5 protein-coding genes are annotated in these 3,791 nt (G+C 73.7%); all 5 read left to right on the forward strand.

The window, feature by feature from the left end; translation table 11 throughout:
- Window positions 1-122 precede the first annotated feature (122 nt).
- The 5 genes from AC1DUQ_RS19090 to AC1DUQ_RS19110 all read left to right on the forward strand — a co-directional run bounded on the left by AC1DUQ_RS19090 (window position 123) and on the right by AC1DUQ_RS19110 (window position 3,637).
- Window positions 123-806: a TetR/AcrR family transcriptional regulator gene (locus AC1DUQ_RS19090; protein ID WP_477060140.1), complete on the forward strand. Its 684-nt coding sequence runs from the start codon at window positions 123-125 to the stop codon at window positions 804-806.
- 51 nt (window positions 807-857) lie between these two features.
- Window positions 858-1,835, forward strand: a complete 978-nt coding sequence (locus tag AC1DUQ_RS19095) for an NAD(P)-dependent alcohol dehydrogenase (RefSeq protein ID WP_477060141.1) — start codon at window positions 858-860, stop codon at window positions 1,833-1,835.
- 32 nt (window positions 1,836-1,867) lie between these two features.
- Window positions 1,868-3,178 (forward strand): helix-turn-helix domain-containing protein, encoded by a 1,311-nt coding sequence (locus tag AC1DUQ_RS19100; RefSeq protein ID WP_477060142.1) that lies wholly within the window; start codon window positions 1,868-1,870, stop codon window positions 3,176-3,178.
- Window positions 3,179-3,297: 119 nt separating this feature from the next.
- Complete coding sequence (locus AC1DUQ_RS19105) at window positions 3,298-3,420, forward strand: hypothetical protein (protein ID WP_255355454.1); 123 nt, start codon at window positions 3,298-3,300, stop codon at window positions 3,418-3,420.
- 82 nt (window positions 3,421-3,502) lie between these two features.
- A complete protein-coding gene (locus AC1DUQ_RS19110) occupies window positions 3,503-3,637 on the forward strand; it encodes a hypothetical protein (RefSeq protein WP_477060143.1) in 135 nt (44 codons plus the stop codon).
- The last annotated feature ends 154 nt before the right edge of the window (window positions 3,638-3,791 follow it).

Below are 3,791 nucleotides of genomic sequence, written 5' to 3' on the forward strand. Positions count from 1 at the left end.
GCACCGCGGCGGATCACGCGCGTGCGCCGCCGCGGCGTGCCGGCACGCGTCCGGAGCCGGGTCCGTTCGCACTGACCCGACCCGCACCTCGTACGATCCGCTGAGGAGAGAGGTGATGTCGCGTGTCGGCCCATCCGGTCCAGGTGCCTGAGCAGCGCCTCCCGCTCAGCCGCGAGCGCGTGCTGCGCACGGCGGTCGCGATCGCCGACGAGCACGGGATCGACGCGGTCACCATGCGCCGGGTCGGCGAGGTGCTGGGCGCCGAGGCGATGTCGCTCTACCACCACGTCGCCAGCAAGTCGGACCTGCTGGACGGCGCGGTCGACCTGGTGGTCGCCGAGATCAACGAGGCCGTCGACGCCCTGGATCGCGGCGACGACTGGAAGGCCGCCGTGCGTGCCCGGATCCTCACCGCCCGCGGGGTGCTGCTCCGGCACCGCTGGGCCCCGCGCGTGCTGGAGTCGGGCTCGGCGGTGAGCCCGAACGTGGTGCGCTACCACGACCGGCTCGTCGGCGTCCTGCACGAGGGCGGTCTGTCCTACGACCTCATCCACCACGCGCTGCACGCCCTCGGCAGCCGCGCGCTCGGCTTCTCCCAGGAGCTGTTCGACCCCGGCGCCGGCGAGTCCGCCGCGCCCGTGCCGGCCCACCTCGCCGCCGACCTCCCGTTCCTCACCGCGATGCTGGCGGAGGTCGCGCACGACGACCCGGACTCGACCATCGGCTGGTGCGACGACCGGACGGAGTTCGAGTTCGGGCTGGACCTGCTGCTCGACGGTCTGGAGCGTCGGCGCGCGGGGTCTTGACCAACCTTACGTTGTAAGACAGTCTTCCCTTACGACGTAAGGAGGACCGTCATGAAGGCGATCGTGCAGAGCCGCTACGGCTCCCCGGACATGCTCACTCTCGAGGACGTCGACCAGCCGGCGCCCGCGGCCGACGAGGTCCTCGTCCGCGTGCGCGCGGCGTCACTGAACGCCCGCGACTGGCACCTCATGCGGGGCGACCCGTACATCGCACGGCTGTCCCCGGAGTTCGGCCGACGAGGACCGAAGGAGCCGATCCGCGGCTCCGACTTCGCCGGCACCGTCGAGGCGGTCGGCCGGGACGTCACCGGCCTGCGGGTCGGCGACGAGGTGTACGGGGAGTCGGACGGAGCGCTCGCGGAGTACGTGAGCGCCCCCGAGCGGCTCGTGGCGCGCAAGCCGGCGAACCTCACGTTCGACCAGGCCGCGGCCGTCCCCCTGGCGGCGACGACCGCCCTGCAGGGGCTCCAGGGGTTGGTCCAGCCCGGTCGGAGCGTGCTGATCAACGGCGCGTCCGGGGGCGTCGGGACGTTCGCGGTGCAGCTGGCGCACGGGTGGGGCGCGGAGGTGACAGCCGTGTGCAGCACCCGCAACGTGGACCTCGCCCGGTCGCTCGGCGCGGCGCACGTGGTCGACTACACCCGCGACGACGCGTTCCGCGGCGACCGCAGGTACGACGTCGTCCTCGACCTCGTCGGCAACCGCTCCCTGCGCGACCTGCGCCGGGCGCTGACGTCCGACGGGACCCTCGTCCTGTCCGGCGGCGGCGTGTTCGAGGGGGGCTCGGTCCTCGGCCCGATCGTCCTGCTGCTGCGGAGCCGGCTGGCGGCACCGTTCGCGCGGCCGCAGAGGATCGTCTCCCTGTCGACCAGGCCCGGCGCCGAGCACCTCGACACCCTGCGCGAGCTGGCGGAGGCCGGGACGATCACGCCCGCCATCGACCGGACGTACCCGCTGCCCGCCGCGGCGGACGCCCTGCGGTACCTCGAGAGCGACCACGCACGGGCGAAGGTGGTCATCACGATGTAGCCCGTCGCGGCGACGGTCCCTATCGTGAGTACGTGAACCCGCTGAGCAGACGTGTGCGCGACGCGCGGCAGAAGGCCGGGCTGAGCCAGGGCGAGCTCGCGCGCCGGGCGGGCGTGCACCCCACCTACATCTCCCACGTCGAGCGCGACCGCCGCACCCTCGGCGAGGACGCCCTGGCGCGGGTGGCCGACGTGCTGGGCGTGTCCGTGGCATTCCTGCTCGACGGCGAGGAGGCACCCGAGTACCGCTCCGCCGAGGGGGCGCTCGTCGAGGCACGCCGGCTGTCCCGCATGGGCGAGGCGAGCCAGGCCGCCGACGCGCTCGCGCAGGTGCAGCTGTCCGGTCTCGACGTGGACACCGCCGCGCGCGTCGGGCTCGCGCACGCGGAGGCCCTCGACCTGGCGGGCGACCTGGAGGCATCCGTCGAGGCCCTGGAGGGCGTCTGCGCGCAGCTGATGGAGGCGCACCGGTACACCCAGGCCGCCTACGCGGCGATGCGGATCGTCATGGCGCTGACCGAGTTCGCGGACCTGCACCGGGCCGTCGCACGTGGGGAGGCCCTGCTGGCGCAGCTGCCCGAGTCGGTGGCCGGCACCGACGAGGTGGTGCGCCTCGAGTCGACGATCATCTGGGCCTACATCGCCCGGGGGGACACCACGTACGCGCGCTACCGCGGCCGGCAGCTGCTCGAGCACACGCGCCGGCACGGCTCGGCGCGTGCGGTGTCGTCGGTGCACTGGAACCTGGCCTTCGTCGACGACGCCCTGGGGGAGCCGGACGCCGCGCTGGCGCAGCTCGAGTCGGCGATCTCGCTCGCGGGTGCCGACGAGATCGACCGCGACCTGCCGCGCCTCCGGCTCGACCGGGCGCTGCTGCTCGTCTCCGTGGACCCGCCGCGGCCGGCCGAGGCGCTCGCCGACCTCGACGCCGCGCAGACCGCGCTCGAGGTGGGGGAGTCGCAGATCGAGCTGGCCCGCGCCGACTCGGTCCGGTCCCGCGCGTGGTTGCTGCTGGAGGACCCGGTGCGGGCCCAGCAGTACGCCAAGCAGTCGGTCGACCTGCTCCGCGAGGGTGTGCGTCGCGACGCCGCGTCCGCGCACGAGGCCCTGGGCGACGCGATGCTCGCGCAGAGCGCCCGCACCGAGGCCGTCAAGCAGTACCGCTCCGCCGCCGAGCTGCTGGACATGATCTCGTCGGGACGGTCCGCCGCGGTGCTCTGGCGCCGCATCGGCGATCGCCTCCGCGTGGCCGGCGACGAGGACGAGCGCGTGGTCGAGGCGTACGGCCGAGCGCTCGCTGCGGCTGGCATCCGCGGGGTCCTCCCGCCGCCCAGACGGGTCTGAACCCGGCCTCCAGCCGATGTCTACCCCCCCGCTGTCCTGCGTCATTGCGGTCCAGACACGGGGTAGGGACCATTCCAGGTGTACGGGACAGCCCCGTACGTCCTCGGGAAGGCACCCTCATGAAGAAGCTCAGCATCGCCCTGGCCATCGCCCTCGCCGCATTCGCGGGGGTCGCAGGCGCCACGGGCTCGTCCGCCGACGCCCCCGTCACCGCTCAGCCGTGCTGCAAGGGCACGTTCTGACACCACCGCCAGGACGCGTCGCCGCACCCGCCCTCTGATGCGGCGGCGCGAGAGGTACGACACGCACTCGGGAAGGTCTCTCATGAAGAAGCGCAGCATCGCCCTGACCCTCGTCCTCGCCGTCGCCGCCCTCACGGGTGGTGTCGCCGGAGCAGCCACGCCGCACGCGGCCGGCGTCTCCGTGCTCGCTCAGCCGTGCTGCAAGGGTGGCTCGTGACCAGCGGAACCTGAGGCCTCCGACGCCTCCACCACGGTGCGGTGACGCCCACGCGCGTCACACGGACCGGTGGGCGCCACCTCGCGCCCACCGGGGTGCATCTCAGGGTCTTCCCAGGTTGGCAGATCCACCCGCGGGATTCACCCGCACGGGC

Source organism: Cellulomonas sp. P4_B5_2 (assembly GCF_056402235.1).